The organism is Micromonospora sp. NPDC023633 (assembly GCF_040640035.1).
Taxonomy (GTDB): domain Bacteria; phylum Actinomycetota; class Actinomycetes; order Mycobacteriales; family Micromonosporaceae; genus Micromonospora.
This window is the reverse complement of the sequence record NZ_JBFABB010000143.1, coordinates 1-15,627: the sequence shown is the minus strand read 5'-3', so window position 1 is coordinate 15,627 and position 15,627 is coordinate 1. Positions and strand designations below refer to the sequence as shown.

12 protein-coding genes are annotated in these 15,627 nt (G+C 72.7%); 4 read left to right on the top strand and 8 right to left on the bottom strand.

Annotation, left to right across the window (positions count from 1 at the left end; all coding sequences use genetic code 11):
• The first annotated feature begins 290 nt into the window (after nucleotides 1-290).
• Entirely contained in the window at nucleotides 291-2,132 is a 1,842-nt protein-coding gene (locus tag AB0G13_RS29885; RefSeq protein ID WP_357881419.1) for an ABC transporter ATP-binding protein, read from the top strand.
• Nucleotides 2,129-3,859: an ABC transporter ATP-binding protein gene (locus AB0G13_RS29880; protein WP_357881416.1), complete on the top strand. Its 1,731-nt coding sequence runs from the start codon at nucleotides 2,129-2,131 to the stop codon at nucleotides 3,857-3,859. The genes AB0G13_RS29885 and AB0G13_RS29880 overlap by 4 nt, the downstream gene beginning before the upstream one ends.
• Before the next feature lie 10 nt (nucleotides 3,860-3,869).
• On the opposite strand, the gene AB0G13_RS29875 is transcribed toward AB0G13_RS29880, so the two are convergent.
• From AB0G13_RS29875 to AB0G13_RS29855, 5 genes are read right to left on the bottom strand one after another with little or no spacing between them, the layout of a single operon-like run.
• On the bottom strand, nucleotides 3,870-4,799 hold the full coding sequence (locus AB0G13_RS29875) for a carbohydrate ABC transporter permease (RefSeq protein WP_357881413.1): 930 nt from the start codon (nucleotides 4,797-4,799) through the stop codon (nucleotides 3,870-3,872).
• Nucleotides 4,799-5,707 (bottom strand): sugar ABC transporter permease, encoded by a 909-nt coding sequence (locus AB0G13_RS29870; RefSeq protein WP_334606514.1) that lies wholly within the window; start codon nucleotides 5,705-5,707, stop codon nucleotides 4,799-4,801. Before AB0G13_RS29870 ends, AB0G13_RS29875 begins: the two co-directional genes overlap by 1 nt.
• A 15-nt stretch (nucleotides 5,708-5,722) precedes the next feature.
• Nucleotides 5,723-7,159: an N-acetylglucosamine/diacetylchitobiose ABC transporter substrate-binding protein gene (gene ngcE, locus AB0G13_RS29865; protein WP_357881409.1), complete on the bottom strand. Its 1,437-nt coding sequence runs from the start codon at nucleotides 7,157-7,159 to the stop codon at nucleotides 5,723-5,725.
• A gap of 26 nt (nucleotides 7,160-7,185) precedes the next feature.
• Nucleotides 7,186-7,935 (bottom strand): SIS domain-containing protein, encoded by a 750-nt coding sequence (locus AB0G13_RS29860; RefSeq protein ID WP_357881406.1) that lies wholly within the window; start codon nucleotides 7,933-7,935, stop codon nucleotides 7,186-7,188.
• Nucleotides 7,932-8,894, bottom strand: coding sequence for a MurR/RpiR family transcriptional regulator (locus tag AB0G13_RS29855; RefSeq protein ID WP_357881403.1), 963 nt, complete (start codon nucleotides 8,892-8,894; stop codon nucleotides 7,932-7,934). The genes AB0G13_RS29860 and AB0G13_RS29855 overlap by 4 nt, the downstream gene beginning before the upstream one ends.
• A gap of 191 nt (nucleotides 8,895-9,085) precedes the next feature.
• Between AB0G13_RS29855 and AB0G13_RS29850 the strand changes: the two genes are divergently transcribed.
• Nucleotides 9,086-10,075 (top strand): BadF/BadG/BcrA/BcrD ATPase family protein, encoded by a 990-nt coding sequence (locus tag AB0G13_RS29850; RefSeq protein WP_357881400.1) that lies wholly within the window; start codon nucleotides 9,086-9,088, stop codon nucleotides 10,073-10,075.
• 772 nt (nucleotides 10,076-10,847) lie between these two features.
• Here AB0G13_RS29850 and AB0G13_RS29845 read toward each other — a convergent pair.
• The 3 genes from AB0G13_RS29845 to ngcE (AB0G13_RS29835) all read right to left on the bottom strand — a co-directional run bounded on the left by AB0G13_RS29845 (nucleotide 10,848) and on the right by ngcE (AB0G13_RS29835) (nucleotide 14,146).
• The gene (locus AB0G13_RS29845) at nucleotides 10,848-11,597 is read right to left on the bottom strand and encodes a carbohydrate ABC transporter permease (protein ID WP_357881423.1); all 750 of its coding nucleotides are present in this window, start codon (nucleotides 11,595-11,597) and stop codon (nucleotides 10,848-10,850) included.
• A gap of 152 nt (nucleotides 11,598-11,749) precedes the next feature.
• Nucleotides 11,750-12,658, bottom strand: coding sequence for a sugar ABC transporter permease (locus tag AB0G13_RS29840; protein WP_357881397.1), 909 nt, complete (start codon nucleotides 12,656-12,658; stop codon nucleotides 11,750-11,752).
• A 69-nt stretch (nucleotides 12,659-12,727) separates the two neighbouring features.
• The gene (gene ngcE / locus AB0G13_RS29835; RefSeq protein ID WP_357881394.1) at nucleotides 12,728-14,146 is read right to left on the bottom strand and encodes an N-acetylglucosamine/diacetylchitobiose ABC transporter substrate-binding protein; all 1,419 of its coding nucleotides are present in this window, start codon (nucleotides 14,144-14,146) and stop codon (nucleotides 12,728-12,730) included.
• A 195-nt stretch (nucleotides 14,147-14,341) separates the two neighbouring features.
• On the opposite strand from ngcE (AB0G13_RS29835), the gene AB0G13_RS29830 reads away from it, so the two are divergent.
• On the top strand, nucleotides 14,342-15,627 hold a 1,286-nt coding region (locus AB0G13_RS29830; protein WP_357881391.1), incomplete at its 3' end, for an acyltransferase.

Here is a 15,627-nt window from a genome sequence, read left to right as displayed (position 1 = left end):
GTCCGCCGCCTCGCGCGCCGCGACGGCGGCGGCCAGGTCGGCGACCGGCTGCACCGGGCCGGCCGGGCGCCCGGCGGCGTCGAGGGGCCGCAGCGCTCCCCCACCCCGCTCGTCCGAGACCACCGCCACCAGCACGGACGTGATTCTGCCTCGCCCCTGCGACACTTCACCCACCAACCGCCGTCGCGCCCCCGGGCCGGGCGGGTCGGCCGCGACCGGCGGCGACGACACGGCGGCAGGCGGTGGGAACGGGGCGGTGCGGCGGTGCCCCGGCTCGGTAGCGTGGGCCGGTGCCACCACGTATCCCCCATCCCGAGCCCGGCACTGGAGACACCAGGGGGCCACTGCGGTACCTGTGGTGGCTGGTCCGCTGCCAGCCGTGGCGGGTGCTGCGCGGCAGCCTGCTCGGCACGGCCTGGATGACCGGCCTGTCGGTCCGGCCCTACCTGATCTCCCGCGCCGTCGACGACGGACTGCGCACCGGCGACACCCGGGTCCTGGCCCTGTGGGCGGCGGCGATCGTCGTCGCCGGCGTCGGGCTGTCCTGGCTGGGCATCATGCGGCACCGCACGATGACCTTCATCCGGGAGGACGCGAAGGCGCGCTCCGCCGCCGTGGTGCTCCGCCAGCTGTCCCGGGTCGGCGCCGTGCTGCCGCGCCGGGCCGCGGCGGGCGAGGTGGCCACGGTCGGCGGCACCGACATCGACCGGGCGGCGCTGGTGATGACGGTGACCGGGCCCGGCGTCGGCGCGGTCGTCGCGTACCTGGTCGTCGCCGTCGTGCTCTGGTCGATCTCGCCCCTGCTCGCGCTCTGCGTGCTGGTGGGCGTGCCGTCGGTCGTCCTGGTCGTCGCTCCCCTGCTGCGCCGGCTGGAGCGGGCGGAGTCGGTCTACCGGCAGCAGCAGGGTGAGCTGACCGCCCGGTCGGGCGACATCGTGGCCGGACTGCGGGTGCTCGCCGGGGTGGGTGGCCGGGGCCTGTTCGCCCGCCGGTACGCGGCCCGCTCCCGCGACCTGCTCGCCGAGGGGTACCGGGTCGGCGCCGTGAACAGCTGGATCGACGCGGCGACGGTGGCCGTCCCCGGGCTGTTCCTCGCGGCGGTGGTGTGGCTGTCGGCCCGGATGACGGTCACCGGCGACATCAGCGTCGGGGAGCTGGTCGCGGTCTACGGCTACGTCGCGACACTCGTCGTGCCGGTCTGGTTCCTGCTGGAGGGCGGCCACCAGCTGATCCGGGGCCGGGTCGCGGCCCGCCGGATCGTCGCCCTGCTCGCCATCACGCCGGACGACGTCGGCGGGCCACGCGACACGCCGGCCCGCGCCGGCGCGGCGACGGTTCCCGGCAGCCGGCAGCCGGCGGTCCCCGCCGGCCCGGTCCCCGCCGGCCCGGTCCCCGCCGGCCCGGTCCCCGCCGGCCCGGTCGCGGCCCCCGTCGGTCCCGCCGACCTGCACGACCCGTCGAGCGGGCTGACCGTCCCGGCCGGCCGCCTCACCGCGGTGGCCGCCGCCGACCCGGCGGACGCCCTCGCGCTGGCCGACCGGCTCGGCCGGTACACCGTCAGCGACGCCACCTGGGGCGGCGTGCCGCTGACCGGCGTCGGACTGGAGCAGGTGCGGGCCCGCATCCTGGTCGCCGACCACGACGCCTACCTGTTCGCCGGGACGCTGCGGGAGGTGCTGCGCGGGGCCCGGCCCGACGGCGACCGCGAGCGGTTCGCCTCCGCCCTGCACGACGCGTCGGCCGAGGACGTCGTCGACGCCCTGCCGCGCGGGCTCGACACCCCGCTGGACACCCGCGCCCGCTCCCTCTCCGGCGGCCAGCGGCAACGGGTCCGGCTGGCCCGGGCGTTGCTCGCCGAGCCGGAGGTGCTGATCCTCGTCGAGCCGACCTCGGCGGTGGACGCGCACACCGAGGCGCGGATCGCCGAGCGGCTGCGCCGCGCGCGGGCCGGACGGACCACCGTCGTGCTCACCACCTCGCCACTGCTGCTGGGACGGGCCGACGAGGTCGCGCACCTGGTCGCGGGGCGGGTCACCGCCACCGGCACCCACGCCGACCTGCTCGATCGGGACCCGGGCTACCGCCGGCTCGTGGCCCGAGGCGACGCCGACGCCGAGCAGGCGCTGCGGTGAGCGGGCTGCCGGTCGCCGACCGGGCCACCGTGCGCCGGGCGACGCGCCAGCTGATCGCCCGGGACCGGCGCGCCGTCGCGGTCGTGCTGGCGCTGCACGCGACCGCGACGGTCGCCGGGCTCGCCCCGCCGTGGCTGCTCGGCACCATCGTCGACCGGGTGTCCGCCGGGGCCGGCGTCGCCACCGTCGACCGGCTCGCCCTGGCGATCGGCGCGGCCGTGCTGGTCCAGGCGCTGCTGTCGCGGTACGCGCGCTACGCCGGCCACCGCTTCGGCGAGCGCGCCGTGGCCCGGCTGCGCGAGGAGTTCGTCGAGCGGACGCTGAACCTGCCCGTCGGCGTCGTCGAGCGCGCCGGCTCCGGGGACCTGGCGACCCGCAGCTCGGTCGACGTGGCGACGGTGGGCACCACCGTCCGGGACGTGGTGCCCACCATCGTCGTCGCCTCGGTGCAGCTGACACTGCTGTTCGGGGCGGTGTTCCTGCTGCACCCGCTGCTCGGGCTGGCCGCGCTCGCCGGGCTGCCGACGATCGCGCTGGTGACCCGGTGGTACCTGCGGCGCGCCAGCCCGGCGTACCTGGCCGAGGGGGCGGCCGCCGCCGAGCTGACGGAGACGCTGACGACCACCGCGGAGGGCGCCCGTACGGTCGAGGCGTTCCGCCTCGCCGACGAACGGATCGGGCACGGCACCGCGCGCATCGCCCGGGTCTGGGCCGCCCGGCGGGCGACCCTGGCGCTGCGCACCGTGTTCTTCACCGTGGTGGAGGCCAGCTACCCGCTGCCCGTGGCCGCGCTGCTGCTGGTCGGTGGGCTCCTGCTCACGCGGGGCGAGGTGTCCCTCGGCGCGGTGGTCACCGCCACGCTCTTCCTGCAACAGGCGATCGAGCCGCTGGACCGGATCCTCCAATGGACGGAGCAGGCGCAGCGCGGCTTCGCCTCGTTCGCCCGGGTGCTCGGCGTCGGCCAGGTGCCGCCGGAGCAGCCCGGCCGGGCCGCCGCGCCGGTGGACGAGCGGCTGGTCGTCCGGGGAGCCCGGTTCGCGTACGGCGGCGGACCCGACGTGCTGCACGGCATCGACCTCCAGGTGCGGCCCGGCGAGCGGTTGGCGCTCGTCGGGCCGTCGGGGGCCGGGAAGTCCACCCTGGCGCGGCTGCTCGCCGGCATCGACGCGCCCCGGGAGGGGGTCGTCAGCGTCGGCGGCTGCCCGGTGACCGACCTGGACCCGGCCGAGCGCCGGCGGCGCATCGCCCTGGTCACCCAGGAGCACCACGTCTTCATCGGCTCGCTACGCGACAACCTCGCGTTCGCCGCCCCGGACGCCTCCGACGACCGGATGCGCGCGGCGTTGGCCACGGTGGGCGCCGACTGGTACGCCCGCCTGCCCGACGGCCTCGACACCCTCCTCGGCGACGGGGCGCACCAGCTCGGGGCGGCCGAGGCCCAGCAGCTCGCGCTGGCCCGGCTGGTGCTCGCCGACCCGCACACGCTGATCCTCGACGAGGCGACCGCCGCTCTCGACCCGACCACCGCCCGGCGCACCGAGCGGGCCCTGGCCGCCCTGCTCACCGGGCGGACCGTCATCGCGATCGCGCACCGCCTCAACACCGCCCACGACGCCGACCGGGTGGCGGTGCTGGAGGGGGGCCGGATCACCGAACTCGGCAGTCACGACGAGCTCGTCCGGGCCGGCGGCCCGTACGCCGCCCTGTGGCGCTCCTGGCATCCATGACCCGACCGGGTCACTTCACCGCGCCGGAGGTGAGGCCGGACTGGATCTGGCGCTGGAAGATCGCGTACACGACGATCATCGGGAGGATGGCGATGGTCAGGGCGGCGAAGAGGCCGGACCAGTCCGCCTCGTAGCCGGCGTTCACCGAGATGTCCGCGATGCCCTGGGTGAGCACCCACTTGTCCTTGGCGTTGGAGAGCAGCACGAGCGGCAGCTGGTACTGCCCCCACTGGCCGATGATGTTGAAGATGCCGACGCTGATCAGGCCCGGCTTCGCCATCGGCATCATGACCTGGAAGAAGAGCCGGGTGTGCGAGCAGCCGTCGATCATCCCCGCCTCGGCGACCGACGACGGCAGCGTCTTGAAGAACGCGGCCAGGAAGAACACCGTGAACGGCAGCGAGTAGGCGATGTAGACCAGCACCACCCCGGTGTGGGTGTCCAGCAGCCCCAGGTTCTTCACCACGAAGAAGAGCGGCACCAGGGCGAGGAAGACCGGGAAGGCCAGCCCCGAGACGAACAGGTAGTAGATCGCCCGGTTGCCCCAGAACTTGTAGCGGGCCAGCACGTACGCGGCCATCGAGCCGAGCAGCATGGTGCCGAAGGTGCTGCACGTCACCACGATCACGCTGTTCAGGAAGTAGCGCCCGACGTTCGCCTTGTTCCACGCCCGGGCGTAGTTCTCGAACCGCAGCTCGCCCGGCAGGGTCCACGGGCTGCTGAAGATCTCCGTGGTGTTCTTGAACGAGGCGAGGAACGTCCAGAGGATCGGCACGATCACGATCACCGCCCAGACCGCGAGCGCCACGTGCCCGAGGTTGGCGAGAAGCCGTACCTCCGAGCGTCGGCCCCTGCCTCCGCGCCCACCCGCGGTGCCCGGCTTGACGGTCTTCGGCGGTAGCGCCGCCGGTGTCGGCGGCAGCGTCGTCTGCGGGTTCATCAGTACTCCACGCTTTCCCGCTTGGTCAGCCGCAGCGTCAACGCCGCGAACGTGAGGGTGAGGAAGAACAGCGCCACGCCCATGGCCGAGGCGTAGCCGTACTTCGAGTAGACGAAGGCGTTGCGGTAGATCTCCATCGCCAGCACGGTGGTGGCGCCGTCCGGGCCGCCGCCGTCCACCGAGAGCACCGAGACGATGGCGAACGCGTCGAACGCGGCGATGCCCAGGTAGACCCAGGCGACCTGGAGGGTGTCCCAGAGCAGCGGCAGGGTGACCCGGAAGAAGAGCGTCACCCGGCTCGCCCCGTCCACCTCGGCGGCCTCGTAGATCTCGCCGGGGATGGAGGCCATGCCCGCCGAGAAGAGCACCACGTAGAAGCCGACCGCCTGCCAGACCAGCACGCCGATGATCGACCAGAGCGCCAGGTTCGGCCGGACCAGGAAGAGCACCGGGTCGAAGCCGAGCTTCATCAGCACGCCGTTGATCAGGCCGGACTCGTTCGGCCGGTAGACCATCTGGAACAGCACCGCGATGATGGCCACCGCCAGGACCTGGGGGAAGAAGAACACCACCCGGTAGAACTTCGACCCCCAGACCCCCTGGCGTTGCCCGCCGCTGCTCTTGCCGCCCACGTTGAGCAGGAACGAGAAGAACAGCGCGATGGCGATGGTGATCAGCGGCAGGGCAAGCAGCAGTACGCCGTGGTGCTGGACCGCCTTCCAGAAGTTGTCGTCGTCGAACAACCTCCGGAAGTTGTCGAAGCCCACCCACTGCGGGGCCGAGAGCCCTCGCCAGTTGGTCATCGAGATCTGGAACGCCTGCGCGTACGGCGCGATGACGAAGACCACGTACAGCGTGACCGGGACGAAGAGGAACCCGATCACGAACGGATACTTGCCGTGCCGCATGACCTCACGCTCCGATCAGCGCTTGAACTTGGCGATGGAGCTGTCCTTCTTGATCGCGTCGGCGCGCTTCTGGATCCGCTCCACGAAGGCGTCCGCCTTGATCCGGCCGAACATGAGCTCGTTGGTGGCCGTGCGGGCCTCCGTGTCGAGCTCCTTGTACCAGCCGTCGAAGTACAGGTTGAACACGTCCTGGCCGGCGGCCTTGAGCGCCTTCTGCGAGCTGGCCACGCCGGGCGGGAAGGCGTAGCCCTCCGAGCCGGCGGTGACCACCGTCGGGGCCTTGACCACCTCGGTGAAGCCCTTCGCGCCGGCCACCGAGAGCATCTGGCGCATGTACTCCAGGCCGCCCTTGGGGTTCTTGCTCTTGGCCGAGACGAAGTAGCCCTCACCCGCGGTCGCCCGCAGCGCCGTGCCCGGCAGCTTGTCCGAGGCGGACAGGCTCGGCACCGGCATTAGCTGGTACTCGAAGCCGGACGGCGTGTCCTTCTTCTGCTCGCCCTCCAGCCAGTCCCCGCTGGGGTAGAAGGCCAGCTTGTACTGGTTCTGGCGCAGCTGCACGTCGGTGTGCTTGAGCCCCTCGAAGCTCTTGTCGACGTACTTGGCGCCGATCTCGGCCCACGCCTCGGCGGCCTGCTTGACCGCGTCCTGCTGCCAGGCGCCGTCCTCCAGGTTGTCGATGTTCTTCAGCACGTCCGTGCCGCCGATCTTCGCCGCGTGGGTGAGGATCACGTTCCACTGGTAGTACGCGGCGTTCGCCCCGGCGTAGCCGTACGGGGTGATGCCCTTGGCCTTGATCTGGTCGAGCAGGGCGGTGAACTCCGACCAGTTCTTCGCCGGCGCCCAGCCGTTGTCCTTGAACAGCTTGCCCGAGTACCAGATGCCGAAGACGGTGGAGACGTAGTACAGGACGTACGGCTTGCCGTTGAACGAACCGGCCTCGACGGTGCCCGGCACCACGGTGTCGCGGACCTTCTTGTTGGGGTCGTCGACCGACGGGGCGTCCCACAGCTCGGTGAGGTCCATCAGCTGGCCGTCGGCGACCAGGGAGCCGAAGTCGATCAGCTTCTCGCCGGAGTTGTTGACGAACTCCGGCGGGTTGCCCGAGGCGAACCGCGGCTGGAGCACCGTGGACACGGCCTGGGTCGACTGGTGCTTGATCTCGGCCTTCGGGAACGCCTTCTTGTACAGCGGCTGGTGCACGTCGGTGGCGTACTTCTCGCCGTAGCCACCGTTGAAGATGACCACCTCGATCGGCGCGTCCTCGGCGACGCCGAGCGGGTTGGTGGCGCTCTTGGTGCCGCCGGCGACCTGCTCGTTCTTCTCGTCGCCGCCGCTGGTCGCGCAGGCGCTCAGCAGGCCGGCGGCCGGGGTGGCGAGCAGGCCCACCGCGGCGGCCCGACGCAGCACGGTCCGGCGGCTCAGGTCGGCCGGGTTGTCGGGGGTAATCGACATCGTCGTCTCTCCTTGTGGTGTTCGGGTCAGGCGGTCCGCCGGAGGCGCCCGGCGTACCGCGACTCGAGGGCGTGGTTGTGCTCGTCCCCGCCGGGGACGTTGGCGGAGAGGTAGATAGGGGGTACCTCCCCGGCCTGGTGGAACCGTCGTACGACCTCGGCGGTCAGCAGCTGCGCCAGCAGCGCCGCGGTGACCGAGGAGACCGCACAGACCGCGCCGCCGCCCTCGAGCGGCAGCAGTGCGTCGCCGTACGGCGCGCCGTTGTCCAGCACGACGTCGGCGAGGTCGGCGAGGCGCCGCCCGGACGGGTGCCGCGGGGCGACCCGTGCGGTGTGCGCGACCGAGGTGACCGCGATCAGCGGGTGGCCGCGGCCGGTGACCAGCGTCGCCAGCTCGACCACCGAGCCGTTGATGCCGGACTGGGACGCCACCACGAACACGTCCCGCGGCTGCGGGGCCGCCAGCGCGTAGAGCTGGTGGGCGACGGCGGGGTCGCGCTCCAGCTTCGGGTCGGCGAGCACGTCGCGCGGGGCGTCGCCGTGCAGCACCAGGTCGTGCAGGGAGAGCCGGTTGGTGGGCACCAGGCCGCCGGCCCGGGCGACCAGCTCCGCGGCGAACGCCTCGGAGTGGCCGGCGCCGAACGCCTGGAGCACCCCGCCGGCGCGCAGGCTGGCGGTGATCAGGTCGGCGGCGGCGCCGATCCCGTCGGCGCTGGCGTCGACGAGGCGGTCGAGCACCGGCCGGACGGCGTCGGCGTACCCCTGGGCGCTGATCATGCGGTGGCCCCCTTCGCGGCCTTGTGCCCGTCGACGGCCTGGGCGGTACGCCGGAAGGCCGCGTGGGCGCGGTCGTGGGTGCGCTGGGCGACGGCGATGTAGAGCAGGTCGAGCACGACCAGCTGCGGGTGCCGGGCGGACAGCGCGTCGGGGCGGAAGGTGGTGGCCTGGCTGGCGGTGAGCAGCACGATGTCGGCCAGCTCGGCCAGCTGCGAGCGCGGGAACCCGGTCAGCGCCACGGTGGTCGCGCCCCGGCTGCCCGCCTCGGCGAGCATCTCGATGGTCTCCCGGGTCTGGCCGGTGTGCGAGATGCCGAGCGCCACGTCGCCCTGGCGCAGCAGGGCCGCGCTGGCGAGGCCCTCGTGCACGTCGTTCCAGGCCCAGGCCGCCACCCCGATGCGGTGCAGGCTGAACTGCATCTCCTCGCCGACCAGGGCGCTGCCGCTGGCCCCGAAGATGTTCACCCGGGACGCCCCGGCGATGGCGACGGCGGCCCGTTCCACCTCGGCGAGGTCGAGCAGCGCGGCGGTGTCGTGCATCGCGCGGGTGTCGGCGGCCATGATCTGGTCGAGCACCCGGGAGAGGGGGTCGCTCGGCTGGATCTCGCGTCCGATGTCGACGGTCCAGCCCGCCGAGCGGGCCCGGCCGGTCTCCGCGGCGATGCCGAGTCGCAGGTCGGCGTAGCCCTCGAAGCCCATCGCCCGGCAGAACCGGGTGATCGTCGCCGGGGAGGTGCCGCTGCGCTCGGCCAGCTCCACGATCGTCGCCCGGGCGGCGGCCTCGGGGTCGCTGAGCACGTGCTCGGCGACGCGGCGCAGTGCCCCCGTCAGCTCACCCGCGCCGGCCCGGACCCGCGCCAGCACGCCTTCGGAGCCGATCCCGAGCGCCCCCCGCCGGTCGACCGCGCCGGCGTCGACCACCGCGGTCCCCGCGGAGGTGTCCACCTCGTGATCAACCATGGGGCACCTTTCCGAAAAGACTGTTAACTGTTAGTGGTAAAAGTTCTTACTGAAAGCCCCTCCGTGTCAAGGCTGTGGGCGAAGTTTTCAAACTGTTACCTGGCGCACAGCCCGGGAACCCGTCCGCCCCTTGCCCGCCGCCGCCGGGCCGACCAGCATGAATGCGGCGTCGATCGGAGGGGTGGGTGCGGATGTCCGACAGCGTCGTGGTCGGTCTCGACGTCGGGGGTACGTCCACCCGGGCGACCGCCCTGGCCCTGGACGGGCGGCGGCTGGGCAGCGGACGGGCGGGCGGCGGCAACCCCACCAGCCACGGCGCCGAGCGGGCCGCCGGCGAGCTCCTGGCCGCCCTGCGGGAGGCGCTCACCGACGTCGATCCCGCCCGGGTGCGCGGCGGCACGATCGGGCTGGCCGGGGCGGGCCGACTGCTCGCGGACCCGGCCGGCCGGGACGCCTTCGACCGGGCCTGGCGCGACGCCGGCCTGCGCTGCCCGTACGCGGTGCACGGCGACGCGCTGGTCGCGTACGCCTCGGGCACCGCGAGCCCCGACGGCACGGTGCTCATCGCCGGCACCGGGGCGATCGCCGCCGGCGTCCGCGAGCTACGGCTGGACCGGGTCGCCGACGGTCACGGCTGGCTGCTCGGCGACGCGGGCTCGGGCTTCTGGCTGGGCCGGGAGGCGGTCCGCCGGCTGCTCGCCGACCTCGACCGGGGGCACGCGCCGGGCCGGCTGGCGACCGGGGTGCTCACCGAGCTGCTGGGCTCCGCCGAGGTGGCGGCCCGACCCCGGGACACCGTCGACGCCCTGGTCCAGGCGGTGACCCGGCGGCCCCCCGTGGAACTGGCCCGGCTCGCGCCCCTCGTGGTCGCCGCCGCCGTCGACGGCGAGCCGGTGGCCGGCGGGCTGATCGACGAGGCCGCCACGCACCTGGCGCGGAGCGCGGCGCGGATCCGCCCGGCCGGCGACGCCTCCCCGATCGTGCTCGGCGGCGGCCTGCTGACCGGCGACACCCCGCTCGCCGCGGCGGTCCGGGCGGAGGTCGGCCGGAGGTGGCCCGACGCGCCGCTGCACAGCGCCGGCGACGGCGCCGCCGCCGCGGCCTGGCTCGCCGCCCGCGACCTGCCCGAGGTGGCCGACCCGGTCGCCCTGCATGCCCTCCTGGTGCCACCGACCACCTGACCGGCGCCGACGCCCATCCCAGCCCGGCTCGGTCACGGCGCCTGTGGGAGCGCGGCGGCTTTGGAACGCGGCGGCCCTGGGGCACGGGCCGGTCTGGGGGCGCGGGCCGAACTGGGGCGCGGGCCGGTCTGGGGCGCGGGCCGGTCTGGGGCGCGATGGGTCTGGGATCGGCGGGCCTGGATTGGCGGGTCCGGGATCGGTAAGGCGGCGAGGCCGTCAATCTGCGGGACGAGAGTGCCGCGACACGGGTGCGCGGTCGCTGTCGAGCTGCCCCATCTATGAGACCACCGTCGCGAGCAGCCGGATCAGCCCGACCAGCGCGACTCCTTCACACCGTCGCCGGGCCGTTCCGGGGTGTGCAACCTCGTTCGCCACGGGCGCGGGCGGGCCGTCCCAGAGGCAGGAGCGACACGCACCCGCCCTATCTGCGCGGCCACGAGATCCGCGCCAGGCGGACAGGACGTCCCTGGCCGGCAGCCGCCACCAGCACGACCGGTCACCCCAGTGGCGTTCGAAGCGGGTGCGGAGGAGATGCCCACGCGCTTCTGCGCAGCGGGTCCGGGAGTGCACTCCGGCGCCAGCACGGGGTGGTGGTCCTACAGACGGCGTGGTGGTCCTATGGATGGGGCAACTCGACAGCGAGTGCGACCCACCCGCCGCCCTCCCTGCCCGTCGATCACAGACGGTCAGGCGACGAGACGGGCGAGCCGCTCGCGCCGCCCGGAGCGAGCCGTGCCCGCCGCCCGACCCCGATGATCGGTAACGGACGCGGCTACTTGAGCTGGCCGGCGGTCAGGCCGGACTGGACCTGGCGCTGGAAGAGGATGTAGACCAGCAGCACGGGGACCACCGCGATCGTGAGGCCGGCGAAGAGTTGCGCGTAGTCGCCGGCGTAGCCCTGGTTGACCGAGAGCGCGGCGAGCCCCTGGGCGAGCACCCACTTGGACTCGTCGCCCTGCATGAGCACCTGGGGCAGCAGGAACTGGTTCCAGTGGCTGAGGAAGTTGAAGATCGCGACGCTGATCAGTCCCGGACGCGCCATCGGCAGCATCACCTGGAAGAAGAGCCGGAAGTGACCACAGCCGTCGACCAGGGCCGCCTCCGCGACGGCGGTGGGCAGGGTACGGAAGAAGGCGGTCAGGAAGAACACCGTGAACGGCAGCGAGTAGGCCGCGTAGACCAGGATCAGCCCGGTCCAGGTGCCGAAGAGCCCGGCGTTGCGCACCACGAAGAACAGCGGCACCAGGGCGAGGAAGACGGGGAACATCAGCCCGCCGACGAACAGGTAGTAGACGACCTGCTTGCCCCGGAACTCGTAGCGGGCGAAGACGTACGCGGCGGTGGCGCCCATCAGCATGGTGAGGGTGACCGAGCCGGCGACCACCACCAGGCTGTTGAGGAAGTACTGGCCGATGTGCGCCCCGCTCCAGGCGCGGGACCAGTTGTCGAAGCGCAGCGCGCCGGGGAGCGCCCACGGGTCGGCCAGGATCTCCGCGTTGCTCTTGAACGAGCTGATGAACATCCAGAGCAGCGGCAGTACGGTCAGCGCGCCCCAGAACAGCAGGAAGCCGTGCGACAGCACGTTGGCGACGCCGAGCTCGCGGCGTACCGGGCGGTCGGCGGGGCCGGCGGGCTCGGCGGGCAGCGCCACGGGGGCGGGCTTGTCCAGAGTCGTCACGAGTACTCGATCCTGTCTCGCTTGCTGGCCCGCAGCGCCAGCACCGCCACCGTGAGGGTCAGGAAGAACATCACCACGCCGATCGCCGAGGCGTAGCCGAACTTGGTCTCGCTGCCGAACGCCGTGTCGTACATCCGCACGCCGATGACGTCGGTGGAGAAGTTGGGGCCGCCGTTGGTCATCAGCTGCACCAGGATGAACCCGTCGAGGGCGAAGATGGCCAGGTAGACCCAGGCGACCTGGACGGTGTCCCAGAGCAGCGGGATGGTCACCTTGCGCAGCGTGGTCAGCCGGGAGGCGCCGTCGAGCATGACCGCCTCGTAGATCTCCTTGGGGATGGCCGACATGGCCGCGCCGAAGAGCACCACGTAGAAGCCGACGTTGCTCCAGATCATCACGGCGAGGACGCACCAGAAGGCGGTCCGCGGGTCGCCGAGCCAGGTGGGCGCGGCGAGGCCGACGCTGTTCAGGGCGCTGGTGAGCAGGCCCTTGTTCGGGTGGTAGACCTCCTTCCAGAGCAGCGCGATGATCACGACGGAGAGCACCTGGGGGAAGAAGTAGACCGTGCGGTAGAACGACGAGCCGCGCACCCCGCTGACCCCCGCCCGCCCCTTCCGGCCGCCCATGTTGAGCATGGTGGCGAAGAAGAGGCCCAGCACGATCGTCAGCACCGGAACCAGCGCCAGCAGGATCGCGTTGTTCTTCAACGCGTTCCAGACGTAGTCGTCGTTCCACAGCGTCTTGAAGTTCGCCAGCCCGACGGAGTTGGCGTCGGGCGAGTAGCCGAGCCAGTCGGTCGTGGAGATCTGGAACGCCTGCAGGTACGGCGACACGACGAAGATGACGTAGAGCAGCACCGGCGGCACCAGGAAGGTGACGATCAGCGGGTACTTGCCATGTCTCACGATGAGGTCCTACCTCTTCAGCGGCGGCCCGGTGGGCGGGGTGGTCCACCCCGCCCACCGGCCGGGATGTCAGGCGGCCCGCTTGTACTTCTTGATCGAGCTGTCCTGGGCGATCGAGTCCGCGCCCTTCTGGCACTGGTCGAGGAACTCCGCCGGGCCGATCCGCCCGCTGAAGAACTCGCCGCACGCGGCGTCGACCAGGTTGCGCTCCAGCTTGCGGTAGTAGTTGTTGTAGACCCAGTTGAAGCCGTTGCTGCCGGACGCGTCCAGCGCCTTCACCACCGTGCTCAGCCCGAACGGCAGCTCGACGCCCTCGCTCGCGCCGGCCACCACGGTCAGGCTGGAGACCTTCTTGGTGAAGTCCTGCGCGCCCTTCTTGGAGAGCATGACCCGGAAGAACTCCAGGCCACCGGCGACGTTCTTGGCCTTCGCCGGGACCATGAACGGCTCGCCGGCGGTGCCCCGGACGGCCTCGAACGGCAGCTTGTCACCGCTGCCCAGGCTCGGGGTCGGCTGGATGGTCATGTTGAAGCCGGCCGGGGTGACGTCCTTCTGCTCGCTCTCCAGCCAGGAACCGCAGGAGATGAAGGCCGCCTTGCCCTGGCACCACGCGGTCTGCGACTGCTTGTGGTCGAGGCCGGGCGAGCCCTCGAGGATGTACTTGTCCTTGACGATCTGGTGCCAGGCGTCGGCCGCGGTCTTCATCGCGTCGGACTTCCAGGCGTTCGGCTCCAGGTTGTCGATCGCGGTGGCGACCGACGGGCCACCGAGCTTGATCGCGGTGGAGATCAGCGGCCAGCTCATGTAGCGCGGGTGCGCGCCCGCGTACGTCCAGGGGGCGATGCCGGCGGCCTTGATCTGCTTGCACAGCGCGATGTGCTCGTCCCAGGTCTTGGCGTACTCCCACTTGCGCTCCGTGAAGAGCTTGGTGGAGTGCCAGATGCCGTAGACGGTGTAGGTGTAGTTCATCACCAGGAACTTGCCGTCGTACGAGCCGACCTCGACCGCGCCCGGCAGCAGGGTGTCCTTGACCGTCTTGCCCGGGATGTCGAGGCTCGGGGCGGCGAGCAGCTCGCTCAGGTCGGCGACGGCGTTCTGCGACACCAGGCCGTTGAAGTCGATCTGGCCGGCGCCGGAGTTGTTGACCACGTCCGGCGGGGTGCCGTCGACGAAGCGCGGCTGGAGGGTCTTGCTGATCTCCTGCGTCGCCGAGTGGTTGATCTTCGCCTTCGGGTACTTCTCGGTGTACATGGCCTCGTGGGCCTTCGCGTACTCCTCGCCGAAGCCGCCGTTGAAGATCACCACCTCGAGGGGCGCATCCTCCTTGACACCGAGCGGGTTCTGCTCGCTTTTGGTGCCCTTGTGGGTGCCGGCGTCGCCCTTGTCGTCGCCACCACCGCCCGTGGCGCAGCCGGCCAGCAGGCCGGCGGCGGGGGTGGCCAGGAGGCCGGCGGCGGCGGTACGCCGCAGGATGTCACGCCTGTTCATGGTCTCTCCTCGGATCGGTCCGGGCGGCCGCCGGAAGGGGGATGGTGACCGCCGCACGAGGCGCAGGGGGAATTTGTCTTCAGTTCGCAATATCTTGCTGAAGAATTTCTACGGCAGGAGGGCGCGGACTTCAACCCCCGGGGACCGAACCGTTATCAGCACCGGCCAGTCGCCGCCTGGCGTACCCTCGGGGCCATGCGCCGCCTGCGGCAGCTCGCCGCGCGCACCCCCGCTGGTCGGCAACGTTACGTCGACCTGCTCCGGGCGCTCGCCATCAGCATGGTCGTTCTCGGCCACTGGGCGGTCGCCGCGATCGGCGAGGACGCCGCCGGCCGCCCGACGGGGCGCTCGGCGCTGCCCGACCTGCCGTGGGCGTACCCGCTCACCTGGGTCGCCCAGGTGATGCCGATCTTCTTCCTGGTCGGCGGGTACGCCAACGCCGCCTCGCTGACCGCCCGCCGGGCCGCCGGCGTCGACGCCACCGCCTGGCTGCTGGACCGGGGCGCCCGGCTGTTGCGCCCCACGAGCGCGCTGCTGCTGGTGATCGCCGGCGGCGCCGCGCTCGCGTCGCTGGTCGGCGTCGAGGCGAGCCTGGTGCGTACCGTCGGTTGGTTCGCCACGATCCCGCTCTGGTTCCTCGCCGCCTACCTGATCGTGGTGCCGCTGACCCCGGCGATGCTCGCCCTGCACCGACGCTTCGGCCTGCTCGTGCCGTCGGCGCTGGCCGCGCTGGTCCTCGCGGGCGACGTGGCGCGGGCGCTGGGCCCGGCCGAGCTGGCGCTGCCGAACTACGTCTTCGGCTGGCTGGCCGTGCACCAGCTCGGCATCGCCTGGCGCGACGCGGACGCCGGGCGTCACGACGCCCACCCCGGTCCACGGGCCGCGCCCGCGCGGGGCGCCCCGGCGCGCCCCGCAGTCGCGCGGAGCCGGGCGCGGGAACGCCGGCTGCCGCTGTCCCGCCGCGCGGGCGCGGCGACGCTGCTGGGCGGGCTGGCCGCGACGGTGCTGCTGACCACCGTCGGACCGTACCCGGTGAGCATGCTCAACGTGCCGGGCGAACGCCTGGACAACGCCGCCCCGCCCAGCCTGGCCCTGCTCACGCTGACCGCCGCCCAGTTCGGGTTGATCCTGCTGCTGCGCGGCCCGGCCGAGCGCTGGCTGCGCCGTTCCCGTCCCTGGCAGGCGGTGATCGCGGTGAACGCGGTCGTGCTCACCGTCTTCCTCTGGCACCTGACCGCCGCGATCCTGCTGGTGGGCGCGCTGGACGCGGCCGGGAAACTGCCGACCCCGCCGGTGGGGTCGGCGGCCTGGCTGGCCTGGCGGGTGCCGTGGGTGCTGATGCTGGCCGTGGTGCTGGCCGCCCTGGTCGCCGTCTTCGGCCCCGTCGAGGCCCGCACCGGCCGCGCCGGGAGCGCCGGCCGGATCGACAGCGCCGGCCGCGCCGGAGACGGCCGGCGGACCGGCGGCGGGGCCGCGGCGGG

Bases quoted from the DNA above. Each gene is read 5' to 3' on its own strand.
- AB0G13_RS29860 (WP_357881406.1), bottom strand. From the start codon at position 7,935: ATGATCAGCGCCCAGGGGTACGCCGACGCCGTCCGGCCGGTGCTCGAC.
- ngcE (WP_357881394.1), bottom strand. From the start codon at position 14,146: ATGAACAGGCGTGACATCCTGCGGCGTACCGCCGCCGCCGGCCTCCTG.
- AB0G13_RS29855 (WP_357881403.1), bottom strand. From the start codon at position 8,894: ATGGTTGATCACGAGGTGGACACCTCCGCGGGGACCGCGGTGGTCGAC.
- ngcE (WP_357881409.1), bottom strand. From the start codon at position 7,159: ATGTCGATTACCCCCGACAACCCGGCCGACCTGAGCCGCCGGACCGTG.
- AB0G13_RS29850 (WP_357881400.1), top strand. From the start codon at position 9,086: ATGTCCGACAGCGTCGTGGTCGGTCTCGACGTCGGGGGTACGTCCACC.
- AB0G13_RS29870 (WP_334606514.1), bottom strand. From the start codon at position 5,707: ATGCGGCACGGCAAGTATCCGTTCGTGATCGGGTTCCTCTTCGTCCCG.
- AB0G13_RS29845 (WP_357881423.1), bottom strand. From the start codon at position 11,597: ATGTTCATCAGCTCGTTCAAGAGCAACGCGGAGATCCTGGCCGACCCG.
- AB0G13_RS29875 (WP_357881413.1), bottom strand. From the start codon at position 4,799: ATGAACCCGCAGACGACGCTGCCGCCGACACCGGCGGCGCTACCGCCG.